This is a genomic window from Streptomyces sp. NPDC059989, assembly GCF_042736975.1.
In the GTDB taxonomy this organism is placed as follows: Bacteria; Actinomycetota; Actinomycetes; order Streptomycetales; family Streptomycetaceae; genus Streptomyces.
This window is the reverse complement of the sequence record NZ_JBHWUO010000047.1, coordinates 1-26,051: the sequence shown is the minus strand read 5'-3', so window position 1 is coordinate 26,051 and position 26,051 is coordinate 1. Positions and strand designations below refer to the sequence as shown.

Sequence of the window (26,051 nt, the reverse complement as noted above, 5' to 3'; positions counted from 1 at the left end):
ACGCATTGGGAGCAGACATGCCTGGACCGTCCAGGGGCAGTTCGGCGCAGCCGCCCGTAGCCATCACCGGCATGGGTGTGGTCACCCCCGGCGGGTGCACCCCGGACGAGCTGTGGCACACGCTGCGGGCCGGCCGGTCCACCGCCGCCGAGCTCACCCACATCGACCTCAGCCGCCACCGGGTGCGGATCGGCTGCCGGGTCCGCGGCCTCGACGGCCTCGCCGGACTCGTTCCGGCCAAGGAAGCCCGCCGCATGGACCCCTTCGCCCACTACGGCACGGCCGCGGCCCTGGCCGCCCACCTCGACGCGGGATCGCCCACCGCCGAGGCCGGCCGCACCGCCATCGTCGTCGGCAACGCCGTCGGCGGGCGTGCCACCAGCGACCTGGAGTCCGCCCACTTCACCGAAGGCGGCCCGGCACGGGTCAACCCGCTGATGCCGCTGATGACGATGCCCAACGCGGCCGCCGCGCAGATCGCCATCCGGCTCGGCTGGACCGGCCCCGCCCTGACCGTCGCCAACACCTGCGCCAGCGGCGCCGATGCCATCGGCCACGCCCTGATGCTGCTGCAGACCGGCCGCGCCGACCTGGTCATCGCGGGCGGCACCGAGCACACGCTCACCCCGGTCACGCTGGCCGGATTCGGCAACCTGAGCGCGGTCTCCTTCCGCAACGACGACCCGGAACACGCCTCGCGCCCCTTCGACAAGGACCGCGACGGGTTCGTCATGGGCGAGGGAGCCGGGTTCGTCGTACTGGAACGGCTGGAGGACGCCAGGGCGCGCGGGGCGAAGACCTACGGGCTCGTCGCCGGGTACGCCGCCACCGCCGACGCCCACCACCTCGCGATGCCGCTCCCCGACGGCGCGGGAGCCGCGGCCGCCATGGCCGGAGCCATCGCGGACGCCGGCCTCGACCCCTCCGACATCGTGCACGTCAACGCGCACGGCACCTCCACCCCGTACAACGACCGGTCCGAGGCGGCCGCTCTCACCAAGGTGTTCGGCACCGCCCAGCCGCCCGTCACCGCGCCCAAGTCGGTCATCGGCCACCTGATCGGCGCCGCCGGGGCCGTCGAACTCATCGCCACCGTGCAGGCCATGCGGCACTGCGAGGTGCCGCCCACCGCCAACCACGAACAGCTGGAGCCAGGAATGGACATCGACGTCGTCCACGGCGCACCCCGCGCCGTGCGCCCGGGACCCGCGATCACGAACTCCTTCGGATTCGGCGGCCACAACTCCTCCGTGGTGGTGACGCCGGTATGACGACCCTCTCGCTCCCCTCCCCGGTCCGTACGCTCACCGTCACCGAGCCCCAGATCACCGACTACCGCGGCGCCGCCCGGCGCGGGCTGCCGACCGCCCGGCCCGGCCAGGCCTCGCCCGTCCACACCTTCGTCCTCGCCCACACCGTGGCCGAGCAGACCGTCGCCGCGCTGACCGAGGCCGAGCCGGGCCCGGTCTCCGTGGTCCACCTCGGCCAGGACATCCGCACCGTGCGGCCGGTCCGGCCCGGCGAGGAGGTGACCGTACACCTGGACGTGCTCGGCATCCGCAAGGAGCCGCGCGGCGCCCGGATCGCGCTGCGGGTCCGGCTGACCGGCGAGGACGGCCCGGAGCCCTTCGCGGAACTGGTCATCTCCGCCCTGCTGGTCGGCGCGACCCAGCTGGAGCCCTTCGGCGACATCGCGGGCGGCGCCCCCGCCCCCGCCCCGCTGGGCGCCGGCGAACCGCAGACCGCCGTGCACGAGCTGACCACCGACTGGATCAGCACCTACGCCCACGCGTCCGGCGACCTGAACCCCATCCACCTCGACGAGGGGGCGGCCCGCGGAGCCGGCTTCGACACCGTCATCGCGCACGGCATGAGCGTCGTCGCCCTCGCCGTGGAGGAGGCCGTGGACCGCTTCGCGGCCGGCGACTCCGCCCGGGTGCGCGGCCTCGGCTGCCGCTTCTCGGCCCCCGTGCCCCCCGGCATCCCGCTGGAGATCACCCTCCAGCCCGACGCCGAGGCCCGCGTCGTCCGCTTCACCTGCAAGACGCCGAAGGGCGCGGCCGTGAAGTCCGGGTGGATCGAGCTCGCCCTCCCGGCGGAAGCGAGCACCCGATGACCGCGCCCCGCGCCGCCGGCGCCGAGGGCCCGGCCGCCACCGTCGAACTCGGCCTCCTCGGGGGCTTCCTGACCCAGGTCCGCGACCGCCCGCACGCCACCGCGCTCCTCTTCAACGGGGAGGAGACCTCCTACCGCGAGCTGTACGAGCTCGCCGGGCGGGAACGCGACCGGCTCGCGCACCTGGAGCTCGCCCCGGGGGTCCCGGTCGGCGTCCTCGCCGACAAGTCCCCCGCCGCGGTGGCCCTCGTACTCGCCTGCCTGCTGGCGCGGCGGCCGCTGCTGCTCCCGTCCCCCGCCCTCGCCGACACCCTGCTCGCCGACCTCTTCGCCCAGGCCGGCTGCGCCCAGGTCCTCGCCCCCGGCGGCGAACCCGCCAGGGTCGCCCCCAACCCGGAGGCCACGGCCCGCCCGCTGCCGGCCGACGAGGCCGCCGAGGTGGCCTTCATGCTCACCACCTCCGGCTCCACCAGCCTGCCGAAGATCGTCCCGCTGGGCCTGGACGCCGTGGACCGGTTCACCCGGTGGGCCGGCAACGCCTTCGGGATCGGACCCGGCCGCACCGTCCTCAACTACGCCCCCCTCAACTTCGACCTCTGCCTCCTCGACGTGTGGACCACCCTCGCCCGCGGCGGACGCGTGGTCCTCGTCGACCCGGCGCTCGCCGCCCACGGCCGCCACCTGCGCGACCTGGTCCTGCGCCACGACGTCGACGTCGTCCAGGCCGTCCCGATGGCCTTCGGACTGCTCCAGGACGCGGCCGCCAAGACCGGCGACACCTTCCCCGGCGTCGAGCACGTCATGTTCACCGGCGACGCCATCCCCGACCGCACCTTCGCCGCCCTGCCCGAGCTCTTCCCGAAGGCCCGCATCCACAACATCTACGGCTGCACGGAGACCAACGACAGCTTCGTCCACGAGGTCGACACGTCGGCCACCTCCTTCCCGCCCGTCCCCATCGGCCGCCCGCTGCCCGGCGTGCGCGCCCTCGTCATCGACCCCGACACCGACACCCTCGTCGAAGGGCCCGGCAGCGGAGAGCTCTTCGTCTCCACGCCCTTCCAGACCCGCGGCTACCTCGACCGCACCCGGCACGCCGACAAGTTCACCGGCCACCCGCTCGGCCTCGACGACCGCCGCTGGTTCCGCACCGGCGACCTCGTACGGCGCGACGCCGCCGGCACCCTGCACCTGACCGGACGCACCGACTTCCAGGTCAAGGTGCGCGGAGTCGCCGTCAACACCGCCGAGATCGAACGGGTCCTCCAGGAGCACCCCGAAGTGCTGGAGGCGGGCGTCGCCGCCCTGCCCGACCCGATCGCCGGCAAGAGGCTCATCGCCGGCGTCCGGCGGGCCCCCGGCTCCACCCTGACCGGCCTGCAGCTGCGGACGCACTGCGCGCGGCACCTGCCCAGGGCCGCCGTCCCGCACCAGCTCACCCTCACCGACGCGCCGTTGCCCAAGACGGCCACCGGAAAGGTCGACCGCAAGGCGCTCGACCGGCTCGACCGGCTCGACCGGGCCGTACCGAACACCGCACCCACGACGACACCCGTCGCCACACCTCTCGCCGAAGGAATCCCGTCATGAGCAACGTCGACACCATCAAGAACTTCGTCATCACCGAGTTCCTCCCGGGCACCGCGGCCGGTGAGCTCGCGGTCGACCACGACCTGCTCAACGACGGGGTCATCGACAGCCTCGGCGTCCTCAAGCTCATCGCCTGGGTCGAGGACCGCTTCGAGCTCGCCATCGGCGACGCCGACCTGGACCCCAACAACTTCCGCAGCGTCGAGGCGATCGACACCTTCATCGCCGAGTCCCGCCGCACCGCGGCCGCGTAGCACCGCCCCCCACCCCGACGGAGACGAGACGGAGACCAGCCGTGCATGACGCACTCACCGGCCTGCTGCAGCAGCAGGCCCCGGTCGGCCGCGAGACCTGGCGGTCCTGGTGGGACCAGCTCGGCGACGGCGGCCTGGACAAGGCCGAGGTCGTCGCCCTGCTGGCCTCCCTGACCAGCCGGCTCCCGGACCACCAGACCCTGCGCCACCTGCTGGACTCGCTCGCCGAGCGCCGGCCGGCGGCGACGGTGACCACCCCCTGGGAAGGCACCGTGAACGTCGTCGGCACCGGCGGCGGGCCCAAGACCTTCAACATCTCCACCGCCTCGGCGTTCGTCGCCGCGGCGGCCGGGGTCAAGGTCGTCAAAACGGGCTCCCGCGCCTACACCAGCTCGCTCGGCTCCGTCGATCTGCTGGAGCGGCTCGGTGTCCGCCTCACCTCCTCCTACGCCCAGACCGAGGACACCCTCGCCGCTTACGGGATCGCCTTCGCCGGGCCGTTCGTCTACCCGGCGCAACTGACCCGGCTGGCGCGGACCGTGGCCCCGTACAGCATGAAACCGTTCGGCCGCTTCCTGAACGCGCTGGGCCCGTTCCTCGCGGACCTGCCGGTGGCCGCCCAGGTCACCGGGGTCTCGGCGGCCGCGCCCCTCGACACCCTGCGGCAGCTCGCCGCGACCACCACCGGCCGCCGGATCTGGCTGACCTCGAACGACACCGGCGCGGACGAGCTGCTGCCCTTCGCGACCAACACCGTCCACGGGGACTCCCTGACCCGGATCATCCGGCCGGGCGAACTCGCCCCGGGCGACGGCTCCTTCGGGGACCTGCGGCCGGCCGCCGACCCGGCCGCAGCGGTCGAGCACTTCCTGTCCGTGCTCTCCGGAGCGGCGGGCCGGGTGGCCACCCGTACGGTCTGCCTGGGCGCGGCCGCCCTGGTGGTGGCCTCCGGCACCCGCCGCGACTGGCTCTCGGCGGTCTCCCTCGCCGAGGAGGCGGTCCGCTCCGGCGCCGCCCACGACCTGGCGCAGCGCCTGGCGGCCGCCTCGGCCCCGGCCCCCGCCCCCCGCACCCTGGCGGTGGCCGGTGCCTAGCCCCTCGACGGCGACCCTCACGGCGGGGACGGCCTCCGCCTCGACCGTGACGCCGACGCCGGCCCCCGCCCCCTTCTTCGCCCACCGCACCCCGGGCGGACCGCCCGGACTCGCCCTGTTCCTCAACGCGGGCGATCCCCCGCTCCCCGTCCTGCGCGACCTGGTCCTGATGCTCGACGAAGAGGGCGTGGACTGCCTGGAACTGGCCGTCCCGTTCCCCGACTCGGTCACCGACGGCCCGGTCATCCGCCGCTCGGCCCGCCGGGCCCTGGACCGCGGCACCGGCCTGGACGACGTACTCGCCTTCATCGCGGACGTACGGCCGCACCTGGCGCACCTGCGGATCGCCCTGCTCGCCGACTGGAGCCACTCCCTCAAACACCGGGACCTGGCCTCCGCCACCCGCGAGATCGCCGCGGCGGGCGCGGACGGACTCCTCGTCCACGCGCTCCCCCCGCGGCTGCGCGAGACGCACCTGGAGTCGGCCGCCGCGGCCGGACTCCCGGTCGTCACCACCTGCTACACCAAGAGCCCGCCCGAGACGCAGGCCCAGGCCGCCGCACAGGCCTCCGCCTACCTCTACCTCGTCGCCCACTACGGACGCAGCGGGACCGCACCCGCCGCCGGCCATGCCGCGCTGGCGCAGACGGTCGCCGGACTCCGGGCGCACACGACGTCCCCGATCGCCGTCGGCTTCGGGGTCAGCACACGGCAGGACGTGGAGGCCGTCGGGGCCAGTGGCGCCGACGCCGCGATCATCGGCTCCGCCGCCGTGGCCGCCGTCGAGCGGGCACAGGAGGCCGGCGCCGATGTGACCGGGGCCTTCCGCGGGTTCGTCCGCTCGGTCCTGCCCGCAGCACCGCACCCAACCGCCTGACCGGCGGGAAAGAGAGCTCCACCCCTCATCCGAAACATCCGAGCACCACCCTCACACCGGGAGATCGCCATGATCGTTCGCGACATCGAGTCCGTGAAGACCGTCGAGTGGGGCAACGGCCTCAGCCGCCGCTTCCTCCTCGCCGAGGACGGCCTCGGCTACTCGCTCACCGACACCACCGTGCTGGCCGGCACCAAGTCCCGCCTGGAGTACGTCAACCACCTGGAGGCCTGCTACTGCATCGAGGGCTCCGGCGAGGTCATCGAACTCGACGGCACCTCGCACGAGATAGTCCCCGGCCGGATGTACGCCCTCGACCAGCACGACGCCCACTACCTCGTCGCCAGCCCGCACGAGGACCTGCGCCTGGTCTGCGTCTTCTCGCCCGCCCTGCGCGGCGACGAGGTCCACAGCCTCGACGCGCACAGCTCCTCCGCCTACTGAGGCGGCCGCCCGGTGCACCCCGTGCACCACCCGTCCGCAGTCCGCACCATCACCGAATCAAAGGGGTCCGTCGTGATCCGTTGGAACGCCGACCAGGCAGATCTGCGCGAAGGTCTGGAGAGGTGGGGAGACGCACTCAGCGCAGACCACATCGAACTCGACGAGCAGTCGGCCTTCTCGGACGACAAGTGGAAGCTCGTCCAGAAGACCGGGATCCTCTCCCTGCCCTTCGACGAGGACCACGGAGGCCTCGGGCAGTCGATCCTCACCACCATGTACGTGCTGGAAGGCCTCGGCGAGTACAACCGCGACTCGGGCCTCAGCTTCTCGGTCACCACGTCCATCTGCTCCACCGGAATCCCGCTCCAGCAGTTCGGCACCGTCGAGCAGAAGGAGCGCTGGCTGCCGCAGATCTGCTCGGGCGAGGCGATCGGCGCCCACGCCATCACCGAGGCCGAGGGCGGATCGGACGCCATGGCGATGGCCACCAGGGCCGTCCGCGACGGGGACGACTTCGTCATCAACGGCAGCAAGGCCTTCGTCAGCAACGGGCCGATCGCCGATGTGATCGTGGTCTACGCCCGGACCCATCCGGACGGCGGCCCGCTCGGAACCACGGCGTTCCTGGTCGACCGCAACACCCCCGGAATCACCGCCGGCAAGCCCATCAAGAAGATGGGTCTGCGGACCTCGCCGATCGGCGAGCTGTTCTTCGACGACGTACGGGTGCCCAAGAGCGCGGTGCTCGGCAGGGTCGGCGGCGGGTTCATGGTCATGGACCACGTGATGAAGCGGGAGATCCTCTTCTCCTTCATCGTCAACGTGGGCGAGATGCAGCACCGGCTGGAACGGTGTGTCGAATACGCGAAGACGCGTAAGTCGTTCGGAAGGGCGATCGGTTCGTACCAGACGATCGCCAACAAGATCGTCGACATGAAGATCCAGCTGGAGACCGCCCGCAAGTGGCTCTACGACACGGGCGAGAAGCTGGAGGCCGGCGAGAACGTCACCCAGGACCTCGCCATCGCCAAGCTCGTCACCAGCGAGAGCAACCTGGCCAGCAGCCTGTCGGCCGTGCAGATCTTCGGCGGCCACGGCTACATGGCGGAGTTCGGCCTGGAGCAGGAAGTGCGCAACGCCGTCGGCGGCACGATCTACTCCGGCACGAACGAGATCCAGTACAACCGCATCGCCTCCACGCTGGGACTGGGCAAGTGACCACCACGCGCCCGCTGTCCCGGACGCTGCTGAAGGTCTGCGGGGCCACGGCCCCGCAGGACATCGAGGCGGCGGCGGCCGCCGGGGCGGACTGCGTCGGGCTCTGGCACGGCGTACCCGGCGGCCCGTCGGAGCTGGACCCGGACGGGCTCGCCGCCCTCGCGGCGGCGGCCCGTTCGGCCGGGCTCCTGCCGGTCCTGGTGACGTTCCTGGCCGACGCCGGTGAGCTGGCCGCGATCGTGCGGCGCACCGGGGTCGGCTGGGTCCAGCTCCACGCCTACCAGCCGCCCGCGGTCGTACGGGCGCTGCGCGAGGCGCTTCCGCAGGAGGTCGGCATCGTCAAGGTGCTGCACGTCGAGGAGGGCGGGGGCTGTGTCGAACGGCCGCTGATCGGCGCGTACGACAGGGCCGGCACCGACCTCTTCCTCCTCGACACCGCCACCGGGGACGGCCGGATCGGCAGCACCGGCGCCGCCCTCGACCCGGAGCTCCTGTCGTCCCTGCTGCCCCGGCTGACCCGGCCGTTCCTGCTGGCCGGGGGCCTGACCCCGGCCAACCGCCCGGCGTACGAGGAGGTCGTGCGCCACCCCGGGTTCCGCGGCATCGACGTGGACACCGCGGCGCGCGACGGGGCGACCGGCGGCTTCGGCGTCCCGCAGATCGCCGCCCTGGCCCGCGCCTGGCGCACGGGCGCCCGTACCGCCCGCATCCCCGACCACCCCCAGCTGGAGCTGTCGCGATGACGAAGCAGAACCGGACCGGCTTCCCTTTTCTCGAGGCCCTCCTGGCCTCGCCGACCCCCGTGGTGATGGAGGTGAAACGGCGCGACGCCCACGGCTACGACCTGGTCGGCGGCCGGACCCCGGCCGCGATCGTGGGGGCGTACGAGACGGCGGGCGCCCCCTGCATCTCGGTGGTGACGGGCCGCTGGTTCGGCGGCTCGCCGGCGCTGCTGCGGGACGTGGCGGCGCTGACCGACCTCCCGCTCCTGCAGAAGGACTTCATCACCAGGAAGGACCAGGTCCGCACGGCGAAGGAGCTCGGGGCGTCGGCGGTGCTGCTGACGGCGGCGCTGCTGCCCGCGTCGAGCATGCGGACGCTGGTGACGGAGTGCCTGCTGACCGGCCTGACCCCCTTCGTCGAGATCACGGCGGAGGCCGAGCTCGAAGCGGTCCACCACCCCGACGAGTGCGTGATCGCGGTCAACAACAAGGACATCAAGACGCGGGAGCGCGGCGCCGGCGACCTGGGCCGCTCCCTGGACCTGCTGCCCGCGGTCCGCGCGGCCGGCGCCGCCTGCCCGGTGAGCGCGAGCGGCATCGACGGCCCGGCGACCGCCGCCGGACTCCTGGACGCCGGCTTCGGCGGCCTGCTGGTGGGCACCTCGCTGCTGCGCACCGGCTCGCCGTCGGCGTGGGTGGACGCGATGGCCGGTGCGCGGAAGGGGCTGGCGGTCCGATGACGACGCTCCGGGGCGGCGTACGCCCGTACACGCTGAACGCGGCGGGCATCGCGCTGTCGGCGCTCCTGGCCCTGCCGGAGGGCGGGGGGACGCCCCGCTCCACGATCCTGGCGATCCACGGCCGGGGCATGCGGGCCGCGTACTGGAACTCCTTCGTCCCGGTGGCCACGGCCCTGGGGCACGCGGTCCTGGCGGTCGACCGCCCGGGTTACGGCGAATCGGCGAACCTCCTTCCCGAGGGCCAGCGCCTGGCCGAGCAGGCGCAAACCCTCCACGCGGCCCTCAAGGAGCACGCCGCCGCACACGACATCGGCGCCGGCGTCTTCCTGCTGGGCCACTCCGACGGCGGCAAGGTCGCCCTGCACACGGCCGCCACCGACGGGGGCCTGCCCCTCCTCGGCCTGGACGCCTCGGGCGTCGGCTACCGCTACAACCCCGAGGCCCTGCACTTCCCGTCCACCCTCGGCGGCGGCGCCACCAAGCTCAACTGGGGCCCCCTGAACCTCTACCCGCGCGGCACCTTCCAGGCGAGCCGCACCCTGCTGTCCCCGACCCCGCCGCGCGAATCGGCGGAAACCCTGCACTGGCCCGCGCAGTACGAGGAACTCGCGGGCCGCGTCCGTATCCCGGTCCGCCTCACCTTCGCGGAACACGAGGCCTGGTGGCACCTGGACGCCCCCACCCTGTCGGCGATGACCTCCCGCCTGACGGCCGCCCCGTCGGTCGCGGTCGACCACCTCCCCGCGGCGGGCCACAACATCAGCCTGGGCCACACCGCCCCCGCCTACCACCTGCGGGTCCTGACCTTCCTGGAGGACTGCCTCGCGGCCGCGCGGTCCTAGGGGGCGTCGTGTGGACCGGGCCGGTTCACGGGCCCGGGGGCAGGCCCGCGGACAGGGCCCCGGCTATCGCGGCGGTGTGCCGGTAGGCCTGCCCGGCGGCGGCGATGACCCGGTCCTGGGCCCCGGGTTCGGTGACCGCCCGGTTCATGCGCGCGGTGAAGCACGCCCAGCGTTCGCGGTCGCCGCTGCCGTAGTAGGCCACGCCGTCCGCCGAGGTCAGCCGGTAGGCCTCGGCGACGTACCGGCGCAGGATCAGGCCGCCGAGCGTGGAGCCCTCCATGACGTACAGGTACCCGAGCAGCCCCTGGGGGTCCGCTGCCGCGGCGCTGCGTATCTCCTGTGCGAAGGCCGTCGCCTCCGCGGCCGCCAGGGCCGCCGGGGTGCAGCCGGCGTCGGCGAAGTACTTCAGGTCGCGCTCGACGAGGGGAAGTTTGCCCAGGTCCGAGGACCACACCGAGCCGACGGTCGGGCTGGTGGCGCGCGACAGTTCGTCTTCGAGCGCCTCCAGCACCGCGCGGTAGGCGCTGAGCTGCCCGACGTACCGGTCGAGCGGGAGGGTCCCGACGGTCATCGCGGTCGCGAACCGGGTGGCCTCCAGGCCGTCGTGCCAGGCGCGGGTGCTCGACCGCAGGCGCTCGGCCACCGTGGGCGCCGTCACGCGCCGCTCCGCTGCCGGATCGTCCGGTGCAGGCGGTCGATGACGTGGCCCTTGCGTTCGATCGTCACGTCGAAGTACGCCGCGCTGCGCTCGGAGCGGCACACGCCGTGCACGGCTTCCTTGGCCGCGCGCTTGAGTTCGACGGCCTCCGCCGCGAGCCCGAGGAGCGTCTCCTCCAGCTTCGGATGGCCGAGGACGAACGCCTTGAGCCCCTTGCCGGCCGCGTCGGCCGGCTCGGGGGGCTCGGAGTCGTCAAGGAGCTCGAGGAAGACCCGGTTGCCGAGCCCGTCGAAGTCCTCGTGGGTCTTGGCCCCGCCGAATTCCGGCACGAAGTCCGTCAGGTCGTTGAACAGCTGGCTCGCCAGCCCGAGTTTGCGCATGGCCTCGTCCAGCGTGCGCCGCTCGTCCTCGACGACGTCCAGGGCCGCGACCGCCGCGTCGAGCGGCATCCAGAACAGGGTCCCGGTCTTGAGCGCGGCCGTCGACTCCCAGAACTCCACCCGCGCGGCGTGGGGCGCGGCGACCAGCTCGGCGCGGGTGTCCGACGAGCGGGTCGACATGTCGACGGCCTGGCCGGTCAGTCCGTTGCCGACCGCCCGCACCAGGCTCGCGACGACGGCCGGATGGGCCGCGTGCCCGAGCGCGGCCGTGATCAGCCAGGTGCCGGCGTTGAGGGCGAGGGGTATGCCGTGGGTGGCGTGGAGCGCGGCCTCGCCGTAGCGGATGCCGCTGCCGTCCTGGATGTCGTCGAGCGCGACGGCGGCCTTCAGCAGGATCCGTACCGCCACGGCCGCACGGCGGACCGCCGCCAGATCCGCCGAGCCGGCCTCGTCGGCGAGCTCGTCGGGGAAGCCCCGGTAGTTGCGGTAGGCCCAGTACACCATCGAGGGGCGCAGCGGTGCCCCGCCGCTCCCGGGTGCCCCGGCGGCGGGCCGCAGGGCCTCCTGCCCCACCTTCGACCCGACGGCATCCGCGACCGGCTCGTACAGGGAACGCCGCAACGCGGCGTCGTACACGGAGGCCGCCGTGCCCGGGCGCACCGGCGCCGGCGCGGACAGCGAGCCGAGGAACTCGGCCAGATCGTCTTCCAGCAGCGCCGCGTCCCCCCGCACCACCGCCTCGACCTCCGGTGCATCCACCGTCCCCGTCACTCCGCCTCCGAACATCGCCGCACATGAAGCACGAGCCCCCACAACTGCGGGCCCGGCAGAGGGAAGCGTGATCGCAAACGCCGGGCGCCACAAGGCTACGTCCGGATGTCGGTCAAGATCGGTGCGGGTTTCGGGGCGACGGCGCCCTAGAGCTCGGAGGTGTCGAGCTCGATCCCGAACGGCTCGGGCAGCCGCAGGGCGGTCCCGAAGGGGTGCGGTCCGTCGGCGCGGCTGTAGCCCAGGGCCCCTGGTTCGGCGAACAGCGTCACGCTCTGCTCGACCAGGTCCACGAGGAGGTAGAGCGGGGCACCGTACTCGGCGTACCGGCGGCGCTTGACGATCCGGTCGGTCTCGGCGTTCGACCGTGAGGTCACCTCGACGACCAGCAGCGCGTCGGCCGGTAGGAGTGCTCCGCTGCCCTTCGCCAGATTCCTGGGTACCACGGCGATGTCAGGCACGTACCAGTTGGGGGACCCGGGGAGATCGAGATTGCCGGCCCCAGTGGCGCAGCCCAGTTCTTTGGCTCGCGGTTTGACCTGATCGCGGATGGCCTCGATGGCCAATTCGTGGTCCCAGGTGGGTGGCACGGATTCGATGACCCCTTCGATGATCTGGGCACGATCACCCTTGATGTGCTGGATGGCGTACTTCAAGGCGCGCTCGGGGTCTGCCACCTGGCTGTAGTCGGTAGGACCCCCACCAGGGCCGACCGGTGCTGTGCTCATGCCGCTGCGCTCCTCTCCTCCATCAACGCGAAGGTACCTGTCGGGAAGGGCCGGGCGTCCCGCGGTGGCCCGCGAGTCACCCGAAGGGGGAGGTCAGCGGCGCAAGGCCGCGAGTTGGGCTTGGGCCTCGCGGAGTTCCTCCTCCAGGTGGGCGATCCGGTGGTACGGGGAGTCCGACGAGCGGCGAGCGGCGGTGTGGAGGGCCAGTACCTCGTCGACGTGACGGGGCGACACGACGTGGTGCGCCCTTTCCAGCTCGTCGAAGAGTTCCAGGATGAACTCCCTGGGAGGGAGGCGGTCGCCGTTGAAGTACCGGGAGACGGCGCTGGGGGCGTAGTGGACGCGCGCCCCGTACCGGCGTAGTGAGATGCCCAGGACGTCGAACAGCTCGCGCAGGGCCAGGGCGAGGTCGCGCCGTTCCTCCCGGAGGTTGGCCGCAAGAGGGGTCCACGACGGCCGTACGGGCTCCGGGGGCTCCGGGGCCTGCGGGGCCGCCGGAGCCTGCCAGGCCGCCGGGGCCGGTTGCGGTGGCGGCGGTGCCAGGGGGATCCGTGCCCCCTCCCGTGCGCGCAGCCGCTGCCAGACACGCAGCCAGGCCAGTTCCGCCAGGTCGGGGTCCGCCGCGGCGATGCCGCGCTGTTTCAGCCAGCTGCGGGACGCCTGTGCGTACTTCAGGCAGCCCAGTACCAGGGCGGAGACCGCCGTCCGGGTCGGCAGCGTGGTGCGGCGGGGGCTGTGCGCGTCCGCGAGGCAGCTGCGGGAGACGCCCGTCAGCCGGGCGAGCAGGGTGAGCGAGGGGGAGCCGGCCCACAGGCGCAGCTCGCGCAGGCGGGCCACGTACTCGGCCGGGTCGGCGGCGAGTTCGGGGCGCGGCGGTGTGACGGCCCACAGCTCGGCGTCCCACAGCGTGTCCTGGCGCCCGGCGAGGTACCACTGCTCGGTCCAGTACTGCGGGTCGCCTTCGCAGGCCTCGGCGTAGGCGAGGGTGACGTCGAGGCTGGGCAGCGCGTCCCCGGACGCGGCGGCCGCCAGCGTGGTCACCGAACACCGGTGCCCGAGCCGCACGGCCATCGCGCGATAGGTGGGGTTGCCGGAATCCCGGCGCAGCGCGCGCAGCCGGCGGGCGAACGCCCCGTACGGCGCATCGGGGGCGATCGGCTTCTCGGGCCGTGCCACGTGCGGGGGGCCCTCAGCGGGTGCGGGTCAGTTCGCGGGCGGCGGCGCCCATGGCGATGAGCGCCGCGACCGCCGCCGACAGGTCGTAGCCGAGCACGACCAGCACGATGACGATGACGCCCACCGGGAGGACGGCCGGGAGGGTGACGGTGCTGCCGTTGGGCAGGCCGATGCAGAACGCGTTGCTCATGTGATGTTCCTTGGTCCGGACGGATGTTGACGGTGCGTCACGGGTTGCCGCCCGGGCCGCACGATCACCCTGCCACGACGGCCGCGGGGTGAACCAGGTGTTCCGGCGCGCTGGTTTTCCGGATGTGTACGGAGCCGTGGGGCGTTGCCGCGTGACGGCAACAGACGGGTTGTCCGTTACCGTCCGGCCGTTGCCGGACAACGCGCACGGACGTACTGGTCAGGGCTTCTGTTGTTCGGAACCGTCCGAATCCGTCCTGATCCGCGGTTCCCCCTGCCGCAACAGCCCCGCCGCCCCGGATCCTCAACACCTCAGTACGGCTGTTGTCCTGGTCCGGACGGTACGCCGCACGCATCACCGGGTGCCCCTCGTTGCCGCGAGCGCGCCCACCACCACCGAAGACGGCGGGTCCGGGGCATGCACGTGCCCCGGACCCGCCGTCTTCGTGTGCGGTCGCGTCAGGCAGCCACCACCCGGCTCACCAGTTGGTCGCGGATGCGGGCCGGGATGGCCGGGGCGAAGCGCTGGAGGTAGTGGTCCATGTGGGAGTCGTCGCCCACCAGGAACGGGAGGTCGAAGACCAGGAGCTTGCGGACCGCCAGCAGGGGCAACGGGGCGCGCAGCGGGCGGAAGGCCTCGTTGTAGAGGCCCGGCTCCTCGCACACCGGGTGGAACTGGCCGATCATCAGGCCCTCCGCCACGAACTCGTCCTTCGCCTTGCGCTGGAGTTCGTCCAGCTCCACCGAGTCCGTCGGGTCGAAGGCCGGCAGGACCAGGAGGATCGTCAGGAGCTCGCGGTCCTCCGGGGAGAGGGGTGCTGAGAGCGTCGCGTGGCGGGTGCGCAGCGAGTCGACCGCCGAGGACAGGTCCTCGCAGCCGGCGGCCGGCACGGCCAGGTGGAACAGCTCCTTGCGCAGCGAGGGCTGGGTGTACGGGCACACCGGGCCGGTGCGGCCCAGTTCGGGGTGGCTGGAGACCAGGAAATCACGGCTCCACAGGAGGACTTGGAGCAGCGGGCCGAGGTGCTCCGCCGGTGCCTCGCCGCGGGCTATCTGGCCGGCGGTCCACGACTGGATCAGGTCGTCTCCCCTCATCGGGGGTCCCTCCACATGGGTCGCAGTAACGGTCCGCCGTCGGGCAGGGCGATGTCCCCGCCGAGGCGCTCGAAGCCGGCGCGCCGGGTCGCGGCCTCGCCGCCCGGGGAGCTGGCCTCCGCGTAGGTGCCGACGCCCTCGGCGTCCGCGCGGGCCAGCAGTTCGCCGAGGAGCCCGGACATCAGGCCGCCCTGCTGCCGGCCGGCGCGGACCGCGCCGAAGGAGACGTAGTAGTGCGGCGGGCCGTGCGGGTGGTTTTCCGCCTGGAGGCCGGCGACGGTGCGCAGGGCGTCCACGTGCTCGCCCAGGGCCGCGGCGAAGGCCGCGTCCAGGGCGGCCTCGTCCGGCTCGGCGCCGGGCGGCAGGAAGAGCAGCACCGCGTCGCCGTCCGGGGTGGTGAGCACCCCGTCGTGGGCGGCGGACAGTTCCACGAAAACCCGGAAGAACCCGGGCAGCAGCTCGGTTCGGCGCCGTTCGTCGGGGATCATCCAGCGGGTCAGCGCGTCCTCGTGGAAGGAGGAGGCGAGGAGGGTGGAGAGGCGGCTGACGGTCGATGGGTCCAGCCGGTTGGGAGAGAGGGTGGACAAGGGAAGCCTCCGGTCGCGATCGAGGGTTGGAGGGTGGTTGGACGGTGGACGGTGGACGGTGGACGAGGGGTCAGGGGGTTGCGCGGGCGCGGGCCGCGAGTTCCGCCACGCGCGCGTGCAGCGTCGGCAGGTAGTGCTCGGACTCCGGCTTGATCAGGACGCTGCGGATCACGCGCGCCGCCTCCGCGTCCCGCACCGCGCGCGGATGGCGCCGTACGAAGGCGTCCGCGTCCGCCCGCAGCACGCTCAGGAACACCGGATCGGCCTCCGCGGACATGCCGTCGCGCAGCAGCCGGTCCGACGCCGCGTCGATCGAGGACAGGGAGCCGTCGGCGGTCGCCGGGAAGTACGTGACGATGTCGAGGTCCGGGCGCTGGTACAGCTCCAGCTCGTCGGACGCGGTCAGCAGGTCCGCCCACCGCAGCGCCGCCCGCCGGTTCGCGGCGAGGATCCGCCCGAAGCCGTCCGGGGTGAGCGGCAGCAGCTGCAGGGTCAGCCACAGGGCGGCGGCCGCCGCGCCCGCCCGTGAGCACTCCAGGCTGATCTCGCCCAGGTGCAGGTCCGCGTCGGTGAAGTAGGTGTACGGGGAGTCGTGCGCGAAGTGCCGCCCGGCGCGCGGGTCCGGGAAGAGCACCGCCCCGCAGCCGTACGGCTGCAGCCCCTGCTTGTGGGGGTCCACGACCACCGAGTCGCACCCGGCGATCGCCTGCCAGGGCGCCGGGTCCACGTCCCCGGTGTCCGCCCGGCCGAGGATCGCGTAGAAGCCGCCGTACGCCGCGTCGACGTGCACCCGCGCCCCGTACCGGCGCGCCAGCGGCAGCACCTCGTGCACCGGGTCGACGGCGCCCAGCCCGGTCGTGCCGGTGGTGACGACGACGGTGCCGATCCGCCCTCCGCGCAGCGCGGCCTCCAGCGCGGCGAGGTCGATGCGGCCGTGCGCGTCGGCCGGGACGCGGTGGCCCTCCATGCCCAGGACGTGGCACATCCGCTCGTGGGTGTAATGGCACTCGCTGCTGTACGCGATCCCGCGGTCCGGGTGCAGCTGCCGGGCGACGTACAGGGCCTCCAGGTTGGCCATCGTGCCGCTGGTGGTGAGGTGGCCGACGTGCGCGTCGAGCCCGAACATGCCGGCCAGCGCGGCGACGGCCTCGCGTTCCATCTCGGTGGTCGCGGGCCCGCCCTCGGCGGCGTGGTTGTTGGGGTTGAAGAGCATGGCGGTCAGGTAGCCGGTGACGGCCGCCGGGTGCGGCGGCTTGACCATTTGTCCGGCGTAACGCGGGTGGAAGAACGGATAGTTGTGGTCCATCCGCTTGGCGAGGCGGTCGAAGGCCTCGGTGAACGCGTCGGGGTCGACCCGGTGCGCGTCGTGGGTCTCGTAGGGGCCGAACTGCCCGCCCCACCGTTCGGCCACCCCGAGCGCGCGCGGCAGCCAGTCGCGTAAGTCGTGCAGGTCGTGTCGGTCCACGGGTGCCTCCCCCAGCGGCCGCCCTGAGCGGCGGCACGAGTCGCACGTACGCGGTCGTACGTACGCACGAGGAGGGTTGCCCAGGCCCCGCAAGGCCCGCGCAACGCCGAACGCCCGCACACCATCCGGCCTCGAGTGATGCGCAAGCCGGGTCTGGTGCACTCGCGGCGCGCCACCTGTGCGAGGAGTACCGCTCGCCGGCGGCCCACGGCGCGATCGGCCCCGTCCCGGGCGGCCCGCGCACCCACCCTTCCCAGGAGGACATTCCATGGTCACCAGACGCAGCGTGCTCGGCGGCGCGATCGCCGCGACCGGCGCGGGCCTGCTCACCGCCGGTGGGCTGACGCCGCTGCTCGGCGCCGGGTCCGCGCAGGCCACCGCCGCCGACGCCGCGGGGGCGAAGCCGGTCACCGTTCCGCCGCCCTTCACCGTGCGGATGCCGACGCTGCCGGTGCTCTCGCCGATATCCCAGCTGGGCGGCCAGGACACGTACGCCGTCACGATCAGGGAGGTGGCGCGGGAGATCATCCCGGGGGTGCAGACGAAGGTCCTCACCTACGACGGCCACTTCCCGGGGCCGGTGCTGCGGGCGCGCAGCGGGCGGAAGGTGGTGATCCGCCACCGCAACGCCCTCACCATGCCGGTCTCGGTCCACCTGCACGGCGGCAGCGTCTCACCGGAGAACGACGGCGGCCCGATGGACACCTTCGGTCCGGGCACCTCGCGCACGTACAGCTACCCGAACCAGCAGCCGGGCGCCGGCCTCTGGTTCCACGACCACGCGCACCACATGGAGTCGGAGCACGTCTTCCGCGGCCTGTCCGCCACCTACCTGCTGAGCGACGACAACGAGCGCTCGCTGCCGCTGCCGGCCGGCCAGTACGAGGTCCCGATCGCGCTCCGCGACGCCCGCTTCGACGAGGCCGGACAGCTGGTCTACGTCATGGACGACGTCTTCGGCCGGACCACCATCCTCGCCAACGGCCGCCCGAGCCCGTACTTCGAGGTGGCCGCCCGCAAGTACCGCTTCCGGCTGCTGAACTCCTCCAACATGCGCTTCTTCCAGCTGCGCCTCTCCGACGGCGGCCAGATGGTCCAGATCGGCACGGACGGCGGGCTGCTGGAGCGCCCGTTCACGACGGACACCGTGGGGCTGTCCCCGGCGGAGCGGGCGGACGTGGTCATCGACTTCTCCCGCTACCCCGTCGGCACGAAGATCGTCCTGGAGAACACCCTGGGCCCGGGGACGCCCGACCAGGTGGGCAAGGTACTGCGCTTCGACGTCGTACGGACCGCCTCCGACCCGAGCCGGGTGCCGGACGCGCTGCGCACGCTGCCGGCCATGGCGACGGCGACGGTGCAGCGCAACATCGTCCTCAGCATGGACGAGGACGGCCGGCAGGAGCCGCGGGGGCTCATGGACGGCCAGGTGTGGGACCACCAGCGCATCGACCAGACCATCGCGCACGGCACCTCGGAGATCTGGACCGTCACCAACGCGAACAAGATCGTGCCGCACAACTTCCACATGCACCTGGTCCAGTTCCGGGTGCTGGAGCGCAACGGCGCCCCGGTGGGGCCGGCCGAGGCCGGGCTGAAGGACACGGTCCGCCTCTTCCCCGGCGAGACGGTGAAGCTGCACGCCACCTTCGACACGTACAAGGGGACGTACGTCTACCACTGCCACCTCCTGGACCACTCGGCGATGGGGATGATGGCCAACTTCCGCATCCGATAGGGGTTAGACAGGGGGTCGACAAGGGTCCGACTAGGGGCCGACAGGGGTCCCGACAGGGGTGTTCTCCGCTCGACGCGCGCTCAAGGACGGGCCGAGGAGCGGGCGGAAGAATCCTCGACAACAGACCATGTCCGGCCGTGTCCCCCACGAGTCCCCACATGTGTCCGAAGCCGAAAGGGAAGAGGAGGGAAGCCGATGGCCGCCACCGTGGCCATGACCGTGGTCCTCACACCCGGCCCTCCGACCTCCCTCGACCTCCACGGCAGGCTCACGCCCGCCGCGCTCACCGCCGCCCTCGCGCTGCTGCCGCCGTGCACGCCGACGCTGCACCGGCACACCGCCCACCACCACACGCTCACCCTGCCCCCGCCGCCGTTCCCTGCCGGCCGGTTGTCCGACCTGCTGACCGGGGTCGCGGCGGCGGGGGAGGAGCCGTGCGCCGCCCGGGAACCGGACGGTGCCGAACACGCCGAACACTCGGGGCGCGCCGGACGCCACGGGCGCTCCGGGCGCTCCGCGCGTGCCGGACGCTCCGGATACGCCGAGCGGGCCGATCCGGAAGCGGAGGGCCCGCTCCCCATCACGCCCCTGCAACGCGACGTACTGCTGGACGCGATGACCCACCCGGGCGCCGGACTGCACGTGGAACAGCTGCACTGGCGCTGGTACGGACCGCTGGACGCCCGGCGGTTCACGGCCGCGTGGCAGACGCTGTACGACAGCGAGGCGGTGCTGCGCACCGCGCTGGCCAGGCCCGCCGCGCCCGGCGCCGGGCCGCTGGTCGCCGTACATCCGCACGCCGCGCCGCAACTGGAACGGCACGCGCGGGGCAGCGCCGACTGGCACGCGCTGCTGCTGAGCGAGCGGATGCGGGAGTTCGACCTGTACCGGCCGGGCACGGCGATGCGGATCGCGCTGCTGGAGGAGCCGGGCCAGGTGTTCCGGGTGCTGCTGACCTACCACCGGGCGCTGCTCGACGGGTGGAGCGCACGGGTGCTGCGGCGCACGCTGTACCGGGCGTACCTCGCCGACGGGCGGCCGGTCGGCAGCGAGCGGCGGCCCGACATCCGCGACCACATGCGCTGGCTGGCCCGCCAGGATCCGGCACCGGCCCGGGCGTTCTGGGCCCGCGCCGGCGCCCCGGCGGACGCGGCGGGGCTGCCGGGGCGGGCGGAGCCCGCGGGAGCGGAGGGCCCTTCGGGGGCTTCGGAGGCTTCCGGGGCGGGCAGGCCGGACGGGCCGCACCAGCACCACGGATGTGACGGGCATGCCCCGGGCAGCCCCAGCGTCAGCGACAGCAGCGGTCCGCGGCCGCGCGGCCACGGGCGGACCCGGCAGCGGCTCACCCCGGACGAGGCGCTGCGCCTGCGGAACTGGGCGGCGGGCCGGGGCGCGACGGAGAGCACCGCCCTGCACGCGGTCTGGGCCCTCCAGCTCCACCGCGCCGCCCCGGGCGCGGCCGCGGTCGCCTTCGCGGCGGCGGTCTCGGGCCGCGGCATCCCCCTCCCCGGCGCCGACCGCCTCCCGGGCCCCCTGCGCAGCGCCCTCCCGCTGCACGTCCGCATCGACCCGGCCGCCCCGCTGACCGGCCTGCTGACCGCGCTGGCGGGCCAGGCCCTGGACACCGCCTCCTACGAATGGGTCTCCCCGGGGCAGGCGGCCCAGTGGTCCCCGCGGCCCCCTGCCTGCGGTTCCGGCCCGGGCCCGGGCCCGGGCCCGGGCTGCGCCGGCGAGCGCCGGATCCCCGACACCCTCATCGCCTTCGAGGCGACGGCGCCAGCTGGGCCCGCCGGGCCCGCCGACGATCCCGTCCACGCCGAACTCGCCGCCGAGGGAGTACGGGTCGGCGCCGCCGAGGCCATCGGCGCGCACACCGCGCTGCCGTTCGCCGTCACGGCGCACCACGACGCCGAGGGCGGGCTCGTCCTCACCTCCGTGTACGACCGGACGCGCGTCGCCGATTCCGAAGCCGCCGAGACGCTCGCCCAGACCACCCTGCTGCTGCGCGAACTGCCCGACGCCACCGGCGAGACCACCACCGTCGCCGAGGCCCTGGCGCTGCTCGACGGCAGCCCGGTGCCCCGCGTGACCCGGCCGGCGGCCGCTGCCCGCGCGCTGCGCATCCTGCGCGCGGCGGCCCGTACGGGTGCCGGCACGATCTGCCTGGTCCCGCCGCCCGACGCACCGCCCGGCTGCTACGACGAGCTCGCCGAGGCCTACCCCGGCCCGCAGGCGCTGACCACCGTACGGCCGCCCGCCGACGCACGGACCGTACTGGCCGCGCTCCGGCCCGCCCTCGCCCGCGGCGAGCCGCTGCTGCTCGGCGGGTTCTCCGGCGCGGGCTCCCTCGCCTCCGAGGTCGCCGAACGCATCGCCTCGTACGGCTGGCACCCGCCCCTCGTCGCGATCGGCGGCGCCCTCACCGCCGAAGGCTGCCCCGACCCGGTCCGGGCCCTCGCCCGGACCCTGGAGACGGCCGCGGCCACCGCCACCTCCCGGCCCTGACCTGCCCCTGCCCTGCCCGACCTGACGCCCCGTCCCACACCACCAGGAGTGACATGTCCCGTCGTCTGTTCACCTCGGAGTCCGTGACCGAGGGACACCCCGACAAGATCGCCGACCAGATCAGCGACACGATCCTCGACGCGCTGCTCGCCCAGGACCCCGCCTCGCGCGTCGCGGTCGAGACGCTGATCACGACCGGTCTCGTGCACATCGCGGGCGAGGTGACGACGCAGGCGTACGCGCCGATAGCGCAGCTCGTGCGCGAGAAGATCCTGGAGATCGGCTACGACTCGTCCGTCAAGGGCTTCGACGGCGCCTCCTGCGGCGTGTCCGTCTCGATCGGCGCGCAGTCCCCGGACATCGCGCAGGGCGTCGACACCGCCTACGAGAACCGGGTCGAGGGTGCCGCCACGGGTGAGGAAGGTGACGAGCTCGACAAGCAGGGCGCCGGGGACCAGGGCCTGATGTTCGGCTACGCGACCGACGAGACCCCCGAGCTGATGCCCCTCCCGATCCACCTGGCGCACCGGCTCTCGCGCCGGCTGTCCGAGGTCCGCAAGAACGGCACGCTCCCGTACCTGCGTCCGGACGGCAAGACCCAGGTCACCATCGAGTACGACGGCGACAAGGCCGTCCGCCTCGACACCGTCGTCGTCTCCTCGCAGCACGCCTCCGACATCGACCTGGAGGCCCTGCTGGCCCCCGACATCAAGGAGCACGTGGTCGAGTACGTGCTCGCCCGGCTGTCTGACGACGGCATCAAGCTGGAGACCGAGGGCTACCGGCTGCTGGTCAACCCGACCGGCCGCTTCGAGATCGGCGGCCCGATGGGCGACGCCGGTCTGACCGGCCGCAAGATCATCATCGACACGTACGGCGGCATGGCCCGCCACGGCGGCGGCGCCTTCTCCGGCAAGGACCCGTCGAAGGTCGACCGCTCCGCCGCCTACGCCATGCGCTGGGTCGCGAAGAACGTCGTCGCCGCCGGCCTCGCCTCGCGCTGCGAGGTCCAGGTCGCGTACGCCATCGGCAAGGCCGAGCCCGTCGGTCTGTTCGTCGAGACCTTCGGCACCGAGAAGACCGACATCGCGAAGATCGAGGACGCCATCGCCGAGGTCTTCGACCTCCGCCCGGCCGCCATCATCCGCGACCTCGACCTGCTGCGGCCCATCTACGCCCAGACCGCCGCCTACGGCCACTTCGGCCGCGAGCTCCCGGACTTCACCTGGGAGCGCACCGACCGCGTGGACGCGCTGCGCGCGGCCGCCGGCGCCTAGCGCTGTGACCGGGAAGGTTCACCGGGTTGCGGCGCTCCCCCAGCTACCGCTGGGAGGTACCCCCAGGCACGGCACCTCGCCGCGTTGTCGGACCACGCAAGTACGTCCAGTACGAGCCGCGGTCCTCCGCCTTGCGATGCACCGCACCGGACACCGCGACCCGGCAAACCTTCCCGGCCACAGCACTAGCCCGCCGCCGTCCCTTCCGGATCCCGCCGCACCCGCGCCGCCCGGCAAGATCCGAAAGAGACGATTTAGTGCTGCGCCCGGAAGGGTTGGCCGGGGCGTCCGGACGCACGTCCCGCCGCCCCGGCAGCCCTTCCCCGCCACAGCACCGGGCACCACGCCCGACCCGCTGCCCGCCCCCCACTCCGCCCTCCACTCCGCCCGCCGACAACAGACCAGCTCACAGGAGTCCACGTGCGTATCGCGGTGACCGGATCCATCGCCACAGATCACCTCATGGCCTTCCCGGGCCGGTTCGTCGACCAGCTGCTCCCCGACCAGCTGCAACACATCTCGCTGTCCTTCCTCGTCGACACCCTCGAAGTGCGGCGGGGCGGAGTGGCCGCCAACATCGCCTACGGTCTCGGCGGCCTGCGCCTCGCCCCCCTCCTCGCGGGCGCCGTGGGCCCGGACTTCGCCGAGTACGAGGTCTGGCTCAAGGAACACGGAGTCGACACCGGCTCGGTGTACGTCTCCGCCGAGCACCAGACCGCCCGCTTCATGTGCATGACCGACCAGGACTCCAACCAGATCGCCTCCTTCTACGCGGGCGCCATGGCCGAATCCGCCCGCATCGACCTGCGCGACCTGCACGCCCGCACCCCCCTCGACCTGATCCTCGTCTCGCCCAACGACCCCGGCGCGATGGTCCGCCATACCGAGCAGGCCCGCGAGCTGGGCATCCCCTTCGCCGCCGATCCCTCGCAGCAGCTCGCCCGCCTCACCGGCGCCGAGGTGCGCAGCCTCGTCACCGGAGCGCGCTGGCTCTTCACCAACGAGTACGAGTCCGCGCTGCTGCGCGAACGCGCCGAGTGGAGCCACGGGGACGTCCTCGACCGCGTCGGCACCTGGGTCACCACACTGGGCGCGCAGGGCGTCCGGATCGACGCCAAGGGCGCCCCGACCCTCACCGTCCCCGCCGTCCCCGACGTCCACGCCGAGGACCCGACCGGCGTTGGCGACGCCTTCCGCTCCGGCTTCCTGGCCGCCGTCGGCTGGGGACTGCCGCTGGAGAACGCCGCCCAGCTCGGCTGCGCGATGTCCGCGCTGGTCCTGGCGGCCGTGGGCTCGCAGTCGTACGAGATCCAGCCCGAGCGGCTCCTCGCCACCGTGCGCACGGTCTACGGGGAGCAGGCGGCCGGGCTGCTGGAGCCGAAGCTGGGGCAGCTGACATGACGACGCAGGCGACGAACGCGCCGAGCGCGCAGGAACGGGCGAACGGCCTGAGGGAGGCCCTGGCCACGCGTGTGGTGGTGGCCGACGGGGCCATGGGAACGATGCTGCAGGCGCAGGATCCGACGATGGAGGACTTCCAGCAGCTGGAGGGCTGCAACGAGGTCCTGAACGTCACGCGTCCCGACATCGTGCGCTCGGTCCACGAGGCGTACTTCTCGGTGGGCGTTGACTGTGTGGAGACGAACACCTTCGGTGCGAACTTCGCGGCGCTGGCGGAGTACGACATCGCGGAGCGGAACTTCGAGCTGTCGGAGTCGGGTGCGCGGATAGCGCGTGAGGTCGCGGACGAGTTCACGGCCTCGACCGGTCAGCAGCGGTGGGTCCTGGGCTCCATGGGGCCGGGTACGAAGCTGCCGACGCTGGGCCACATCACGTACGCGACGATCCGCGACGCCTACCAGATCAACGCCGAGGGCCTGCTGGCGGGCGGCGCCGACGCGCTGCTGGTGGAGACCACCCAGGACCTGCTGCAGACGAAGTCCTCCATCATCGGCGCACGGCGGGCCATGGAGGCGCTGGGCGTCACCGTCCCGCTGATCTGCTCGGTGACGGTGGAGACCACCGGCACGATGCTGCTGGGCTCGGAGATCGGCGCGGCACTGACCGCGCTGGAGCCGCTGGGCATCGACATGATCGGGCTGAACTGCGCGACAGGTCCGGCGGAGATGAGCGAGCACCTGCGCTACCTGGCGCGCAACTCGCGCATCCCGCTGTCCTGCATGCCCAACGCCGGCCTGCCCGTCCTGACCAAGGACGGTGCCCACTACCCCCTCTCGGCCGCCGAGATGGCGGACGCGCAGGAGGGGTTCGTACGCGAGTACGGGCTCTCGCTGGTGGGCGGCTGCTGCGGCACCACCCCCGAGCACCTGCGCCAGGTCGTGGAGCGGGTCCGTGGCACCGAGATCACCCAGCGCACCCCCCAGCCCGAGCCCGGTGCCGCGTCGCTGTACCAGACGGTGCCGTTCCGGCAGGACACCTCGTACATGGCGATCGGTGAGCGGACGAACGCGAACGGGTCGAAGAAGTTCCGCGAGGCCATGCTGGAGGCCCGCTGGGACGACTGTGTGGAGATGGCGCGCGACCAGATCCGCGAGGGCGCGCACATGCTCGACCTGTGCGTGGACTACGTCGGCCGTGACGGCGTCGCGGACATGAAGGAGCTGGCGGGGCGCTTCGCGACCGCCTCCACCCTTCCCGTCGTACTGGACTCGACCGAGGTTCCCGTGATCCAGGCGGGTCTGGAGAAGCTCGGTGGGCGTGCGGTCATCAACTCGGTGAACTATGAGGACGGCGACGGCCCGGAGTCCCGTTTCGCCAAGGTCACCCGCCTCGCCCAGGAGCACGGCGCCGCGCTGATCGCGCTGACGATCGACGAGGAGGGCCAGGCCCGTACCGTCGAGCACAAGGTCGCCATCGCGGAGCGGCTGATCGACGATCTGACGGGGAACTGGGGGATCCGTGAGTCGGACATCCTCATCGACACCCTGACGTTCACGATCTGCACGGGTCAGGAGGAGTCCCGCAAGGACGGGATCGCGACGATCGAGGCGATCCGCGAGCTCAAGCGCCGCCACCCGGACGTCCAGACCACCCTCGGCCTCTCCAACATCTCCTTCGGCCTGAACCCGGCCGCCCGGGTCCTGCTGAACTCGGTCTTCCTCGACGAGTGCGTCAAGGCCGGCCTCGACTCGGCGATCGTGCATGCCTCGAAGATCCTGCCGATCGCCCGCTTCGACGAGGAGCAGGTCACCGTCGCACTGGACCTGATCTACGACCGGCGTGCGGAGGGCTACGACCCGCTGCAGAAGCTGATGGCCCTCTTCGAGGGCGTCAACATGAAGTCGATGAAGGACGGGAGGGCGGAGGAGCTCCTCGCCCTGCCGCTGGACGAGCGGTTGCAGCGGCGGATCATCGACGGGGAGAAGAATGGTCTGGAGGCCGATCTCGACGAGGCCCTGCAGACCCGTCCGGCACTGGACATCGTCAACGACACCCTGCTGGAGGGCATGAAGGTCGTCGGCGAGCTGTTCGGGTCCGGTCAGATGCAGCTGCCGTTCGTGCTCCAGTCCGCCGAGGTCATGAAGACCGCGGTGGCGTTCCTGGAGCCGCACATGGAGAAGACCGACGA

At 73.0% G+C, this 26,051-nt stretch carries 24 protein-coding genes; 16 read left to right on the top strand and 8 right to left on the bottom strand.

Annotation, left to right across the window (positions count from 1 at the left end):
* Window positions 1-17: 17 nt before the first annotated feature.
* From ACFWBN_RS31085 to ACFWBN_RS31035, 11 genes are all read left to right on the top strand, one after another.
* Window positions 18-1,271, top strand: a complete 1,254-nt coding sequence (locus tag ACFWBN_RS31085) for a beta-ketoacyl-[acyl-carrier-protein] synthase family protein (protein WP_385182169.1) — start codon at window positions 18-20, stop codon at window positions 1,269-1,271.
* Window positions 1,268-2,116, top strand: a complete 849-nt coding sequence (locus ACFWBN_RS31080) for a MaoC/PaaZ C-terminal domain-containing protein (protein WP_385182166.1) — start codon at window positions 1,268-1,270, stop codon at window positions 2,114-2,116. Before ACFWBN_RS31085 ends, ACFWBN_RS31080 begins: the two co-directional genes overlap by 4 nt.
* Entirely contained in the window at window positions 2,113-3,705 is a 1,593-nt protein-coding gene (locus ACFWBN_RS31075) for an AMP-binding protein (protein WP_385182163.1), read from the top strand. The genes ACFWBN_RS31080 and ACFWBN_RS31075 overlap by 4 nt, the downstream gene beginning before the upstream one ends.
* Window positions 3,702-3,959, top strand: a complete 258-nt coding sequence (locus tag ACFWBN_RS31070; RefSeq protein ID WP_382643707.1) for a phosphopantetheine-binding protein — start codon at window positions 3,702-3,704, stop codon at window positions 3,957-3,959. The genes ACFWBN_RS31075 and ACFWBN_RS31070 overlap by 4 nt, the downstream gene beginning before the upstream one ends.
* Window positions 3,960-4,000: 41 nt before the next feature.
* A complete protein-coding gene (locus ACFWBN_RS31065) occupies window positions 4,001-5,053 on the top strand; it encodes a hypothetical protein (protein WP_385182160.1) in 1,053 nt (350 codons plus the stop codon).
* Window positions 5,054-5,099: 46 nt separating this feature from the next.
* Window positions 5,100-5,930: a tryptophan synthase subunit alpha gene (trpA, locus tag ACFWBN_RS31060; RefSeq protein WP_385182262.1), complete on the top strand. Its 831-nt coding sequence runs from the start codon at window positions 5,100-5,102 to the stop codon at window positions 5,928-5,930.
* A 69-nt stretch (window positions 5,931-5,999) separates the two neighbouring features.
* Window positions 6,000-6,374 carry an ectoine synthase gene (locus ACFWBN_RS31055; RefSeq protein WP_030390275.1) on the top strand — a complete coding sequence of 125 codons (375 nt, stop codon included), beginning with the start codon at window positions 6,000-6,002 and terminating at the stop codon, window positions 6,372-6,374.
* 72 nt (window positions 6,375-6,446) lie between these two features.
* Window positions 6,447-7,592: an acyl-CoA dehydrogenase family protein gene (locus ACFWBN_RS31050; protein ID WP_385182155.1), complete on the top strand. Its 1,146-nt coding sequence runs from the start codon at window positions 6,447-6,449 to the stop codon at window positions 7,590-7,592.
* On the top strand, window positions 7,589-8,335 hold the full coding sequence (locus ACFWBN_RS31045) for an N-(5'-phosphoribosyl)anthranilate isomerase (protein ID WP_385182152.1): 747 nt from the start codon (window positions 7,589-7,591) through the stop codon (window positions 8,333-8,335). Before ACFWBN_RS31050 ends, ACFWBN_RS31045 begins: the two co-directional genes overlap by 4 nt.
* Window positions 8,332-9,054 (top strand): indole-3-glycerol-phosphate synthase, encoded by a 723-nt coding sequence (locus tag ACFWBN_RS31040; RefSeq protein ID WP_385182148.1) that lies wholly within the window; start codon window positions 8,332-8,334, stop codon window positions 9,052-9,054. The genes ACFWBN_RS31045 and ACFWBN_RS31040 overlap by 4 nt, the downstream gene beginning before the upstream one ends.
* Window positions 9,051-9,896: an alpha/beta hydrolase gene (locus ACFWBN_RS31035; RefSeq protein ID WP_385182145.1), complete on the top strand. Its 846-nt coding sequence runs from the start codon at window positions 9,051-9,053 to the stop codon at window positions 9,894-9,896. The genes ACFWBN_RS31040 and ACFWBN_RS31035 overlap by 4 nt, the downstream gene beginning before the upstream one ends.
* A 25-nt stretch (window positions 9,897-9,921) precedes the next feature.
* Here the strand turns inward: ACFWBN_RS31035 and ACFWBN_RS31030 are convergent, their stop codons facing one another.
* The 8 genes from ACFWBN_RS31030 to ACFWBN_RS30995 all read right to left on the bottom strand — a co-directional run bounded on the left by ACFWBN_RS31030 (window position 9,922) and on the right by ACFWBN_RS30995 (window position 16,942).
* Complete coding sequence (locus tag ACFWBN_RS31030; RefSeq protein WP_385182142.1) at window positions 9,922-10,554, bottom strand: biliverdin-producing heme oxygenase; 633 nt, start codon at window positions 10,552-10,554, stop codon at window positions 9,922-9,924.
* Window positions 10,551-11,693 carry a polyprenyl synthetase family protein gene (locus ACFWBN_RS31025; RefSeq protein WP_385182139.1) on the bottom strand — a complete coding sequence of 381 codons (1,143 nt, stop codon included), beginning with the start codon at window positions 11,691-11,693 and terminating at the stop codon, window positions 10,551-10,553. The genes ACFWBN_RS31030 and ACFWBN_RS31025 overlap by 4 nt, the downstream gene beginning before the upstream one ends.
* A gap of 158 nt (window positions 11,694-11,851) precedes the next feature.
* A complete protein-coding gene (locus ACFWBN_RS31020) occupies window positions 11,852-12,430 on the bottom strand; it encodes a Uma2 family endonuclease (protein WP_385182136.1) in 579 nt (192 codons plus the stop codon).
* Between the two features lie 93 nt (window positions 12,431-12,523).
* Window positions 12,524-13,606 carry a helix-turn-helix domain-containing protein gene (locus tag ACFWBN_RS31015; RefSeq protein ID WP_385182133.1) on the bottom strand — a complete coding sequence of 361 codons (1,083 nt, stop codon included), beginning with the start codon at window positions 13,604-13,606 and terminating at the stop codon, window positions 12,524-12,526.
* A gap of 13 nt (window positions 13,607-13,619) precedes the next feature.
* Window positions 13,620-13,796 carry a hypothetical protein gene (locus ACFWBN_RS31010; protein WP_385182130.1) on the bottom strand — a complete coding sequence of 59 codons (177 nt, stop codon included), beginning with the start codon at window positions 13,794-13,796 and terminating at the stop codon, window positions 13,620-13,622.
* A 458-nt stretch (window positions 13,797-14,254) separates the two neighbouring features.
* A complete protein-coding gene (locus tag ACFWBN_RS31005) occupies window positions 14,255-14,890 on the bottom strand; it encodes a DUF6875 domain-containing protein (RefSeq protein WP_385182127.1) in 636 nt (211 codons plus the stop codon).
* Window positions 14,887-15,477, bottom strand: coding sequence for a hypothetical protein (locus ACFWBN_RS31000; RefSeq protein WP_385182124.1), 591 nt, complete (start codon window positions 15,475-15,477; stop codon window positions 14,887-14,889). The genes ACFWBN_RS31005 and ACFWBN_RS31000 overlap by 4 nt, the downstream gene beginning before the upstream one ends.
* A 70-nt stretch (window positions 15,478-15,547) precedes the next feature.
* Entirely contained in the window at window positions 15,548-16,942 is a 1,395-nt protein-coding gene (locus ACFWBN_RS30995; RefSeq protein ID WP_385182121.1) for a pyridoxal phosphate-dependent decarboxylase family protein, read from the bottom strand.
* Between the two features lie 268 nt (window positions 16,943-17,210).
* Here ACFWBN_RS30995 and ACFWBN_RS30990 point away from each other — a divergent pair, with 268 nt between their 5' ends.
* From ACFWBN_RS30990 to ACFWBN_RS30970, 5 genes are all read left to right on the top strand, one after another.
* Window positions 17,211-18,680 (top strand): multicopper oxidase family protein, encoded by a 1,470-nt coding sequence (locus tag ACFWBN_RS30990; RefSeq protein WP_385182118.1) that lies wholly within the window; start codon window positions 17,211-17,213, stop codon window positions 18,678-18,680.
* A 195-nt stretch (window positions 18,681-18,875) separates the two neighbouring features.
* Window positions 18,876-21,185 carry a condensation domain-containing protein gene (locus tag ACFWBN_RS30985; RefSeq protein WP_385182115.1) on the top strand — a complete coding sequence of 770 codons (2,310 nt, stop codon included), beginning with the start codon at window positions 18,876-18,878 and terminating at the stop codon, window positions 21,183-21,185.
* Window positions 21,186-21,238: 53 nt separating this feature from the next.
* Entirely contained in the window at window positions 21,239-22,462 is a 1,224-nt protein-coding gene (metK, locus tag ACFWBN_RS30980; protein WP_385182113.1) for a methionine adenosyltransferase, read from the top strand.
* Window positions 22,463-22,882: 420 nt separating this feature from the next.
* Entirely contained in the window at window positions 22,883-23,863 is a 981-nt protein-coding gene (locus ACFWBN_RS30975) for a carbohydrate kinase family protein (protein ID WP_385182110.1), read from the top strand.
* Window positions 23,860-26,051 (top strand): homocysteine S-methyltransferase family protein (locus tag ACFWBN_RS30970; protein ID WP_385182107.1); only part of this gene is annotated, 2,192 nt, incomplete at its 3' end. The genes ACFWBN_RS30975 and ACFWBN_RS30970, both read left to right, overlap by 4 nt.